General features: G+C 35.3%; 2 protein-coding genes. One reads left to right on the top strand and one right to left on the bottom strand.

What is annotated here, in order from left to right:
• Positions 1–269: 269 nt before the first annotated feature.
• Positions 270–1,226, top strand: coding sequence for a helix-turn-helix transcriptional regulator (locus WFK35_RS22105; RefSeq protein ID WP_336734742.1), 957 nt, complete (start codon positions 270–272; stop codon positions 1,224–1,226).
• A gap of 389 nt (positions 1,227–1,615) precedes the next feature.
• On the opposite strand, the gene WFK35_RS22100 is transcribed toward WFK35_RS22105, so the two are convergent.
• Positions 1,616–2,116, bottom strand: coding sequence for a DinB family protein (locus tag WFK35_RS22100; RefSeq protein WP_087709278.1), 501 nt, complete (start codon positions 2,114–2,116; stop codon positions 1,616–1,618).
• Between the last annotated feature and the right edge of the window lie 418 nt (positions 2,117–2,534).

Genomic DNA, 2,534 nt, shown 5'->3' with positions numbered 1-2,534 from the left:
CGGAACCTACAGAGAAATTTTTGATGCCTCTGCGAGGAGTTTAAATCTGGATAAATTGGTTAATACTTATAATGATAAAAGATAAAAGATAAAAGATAAAAGATAAAAGATAAAAGATAAAAGATAAAAGATAAAAGATAAAAGATAAAAGATAAAAGATAAAAGATAAAAGATAAAAGATAAAAGATAACTTTGCTAAAACACTAAAACACTAAAACACTAAAACCCTAAAACACTAAAACCCTAAAACACTCCGACCTTCACACCCAATGAACGACCATTATCTCAAAAAACTCGACCGTGTCACGGCAATTCTCACTCAATTACAGTCGAAACCGCTTGTAAGAGCGCAGGATCTGGCTGCCAAATTTGATGTGAGTGTAAGAACCATTTACCGCGACGTAAAAACACTGGAAAATGCCGGAATTCCGATCATTGGTGAAGCAGGAAGCGGTTATTCTTTAATGGATGGCTACAAACTGCCGCCTGTCATGTTCACCAAAGAAGAAGTTCTGAGTTTCATTACCGCCGAAAAACTAATGCAGAAATTTTCACATCAGAGTTTGGGAAATCATTATCAGACCGCGATGGAAAAAGTGCGTTCCGTTTTAAAATTTTCCGATAGAAATCTAATTCAAAATATTGAAAATCAGATTGATATTTTTCAGTATCATGCCGAAACCGAAGATACCATTAAAGACGTTCTACCCACGATTCTGGAAAGCATAGCCGAAAAACGGCAGTTAATCATGGAATATAAAACCGTTGATGAGGAAATTTCCACAAGAACCATTGAAGCAGTCGGCGTTTTCTTTGAATTCAATTATTGGTACATCATGGCTTACTGTACCCTGAGAAACGACTTCCGGCAATTTCGTATTGACCGGATTTTAAAGATTTCAAAAACCCAGAATCCGTTTTTAGGAGAATACGGGCAGATTAATGATTACAGACAAAGCAACAATGGCAATAAAATACTCGTAAGACTTTTGGTGGAGAAAAAGATCATGACTTTTCTGGTCAATTCCAAAAAATACTACGGTCTAACTAAAGAAATTGATGCCGAAAACGGAATGGTAGAACTCACCTTCGAAACAGAATCCATTAAAGACGGATTTCCGCGCTGGCTGATTACTTTTGCAGACTTTGCAACGATTTTAGAACCCGAAACCCTCAAAGTACAACTCAATGATTTGTTGTCAAAGATTGCAGACAAGCATCAATAAAAACCCCAACAATTGCTGTTGAGGTTTCTGGCAATAATTTAAAATAAAATGATAATGTTTAAACTTTTATTTTTAACCGCAAAAGAAGCAAAAGATTAACACTTTAGTTATTTTAAGTTTAATGATTAATATAAAAAGAACACATAAGTTAACAAAAATTAAAAGTTCCTTTTGCAAACCTTTTGAAGTACCTTAAAAAATACGATAAAGTCTTTTGCTTTTTTTTGCGGTTAAATTTAAAATTAGCTTAAACAAACTTCATGTTTAAAGAAGAGCAGATCCGCAGATCATAAAAGTTCGTTAAAATTTAATCTATGAGACGCATCTCCGCTCTTTTTCCTTACTGCGGTTTCGTGAGAGAATCAATGATTTCAGCTTGAACAAAGGCATTAACGAACCGAAAATCTCTCCCAAAAAAAAGGCGGTTCAATTCCCAAAGCTCTTAAATAAACATACCCTTGTCCACGGTGATGGATTTCATTATCAACGAAATACAGAATATTTTGATACACAGGAAATTCATACTGTCCGAATAAATTAAAAGTCTCCTGAAAACGCTCCTCCGAAATCTGCGCAAAATAATGATTGATCGTTTCCGTTTCTTCGTCCCACTTTTTCAGAAGTTCCTCCTTCGTTTTCGGGACAAAACCTTCTTCATTGTAAGCTTCCATATTCTTGTCGACAATTCCCTTCAAAGCAGGTCCGCCAATGCTGATTAATTCAACTGCTAACTTTGCGAACGGTCTCATCCCCGCAATTGAAAATTCAAATAAATCCTTTTCAGGAAACGCCTCGATCACTCTTCTCGTTAAATTTCTGTGACCCTGCCAATGTTCTAATAATTGTTCCGAAGTCATAAACTGTTTTGTGATGGTTGCTGTAGTTGTCATAGTTTTAATGTTGTTTGTTATTGTTGATACAAAGATAAACCGAGGTGATGACAACAGTTTGTCAGTAGGATTTTCAGGATAAAATTTTTTTTTCTTTTTAAAATAATTTTTAATATTTCTCCGTTAGATAATCATACTTAAAGCAATGTTAGGTAGATAAATAATTTGAGGGTGACCGGTTTTTAATCGGTCATTTTTTTGAATCATGTTTCAAACACGAAACCCAAAACCAAAAACCATCAACATTAATTATTTGAAGCTGTTTCCAGCTTTCCGCACTCGCTATTTACAAAGTTTCGGCTGCGGCGGCTTTGCCGCCGCAGCCGAAACTGTACTCTGATAACTTTCCCAAACATTATGTCCGAAAACAAGATCCGAAATACTTCGGAAACCATTGTATTCTGAAACTCCGTATTGA

Origin of the sequence: Chryseobacterium sp. VD8, assembly GCF_037149975.1 — a bacterium.
GTDB classification, from domain to species: Bacteria; Bacteroidota; Bacteroidia; order Flavobacteriales; family Weeksellaceae; genus Chryseobacterium; species Chryseobacterium indicum.
The sequence above is the reverse complement of the archived record's forward strand: the minus strand, read 5'-3'. Positions and strand labels throughout refer to the sequence as shown.

Coding starts and splice junctions, on each gene's coding strand:
- WFK35_RS22105 (WP_336734742.1), top strand. CDS start 270: ATGAACGACCATTATCTCAAAAAACTCGACCGTGTCACGGCAATTCTC.
- WFK35_RS22100 (WP_087709278.1), bottom strand. CDS start 2,116: ATGACAACTACAGCAACCATCACAAAACAGTTTATGACTTCGGAACAA.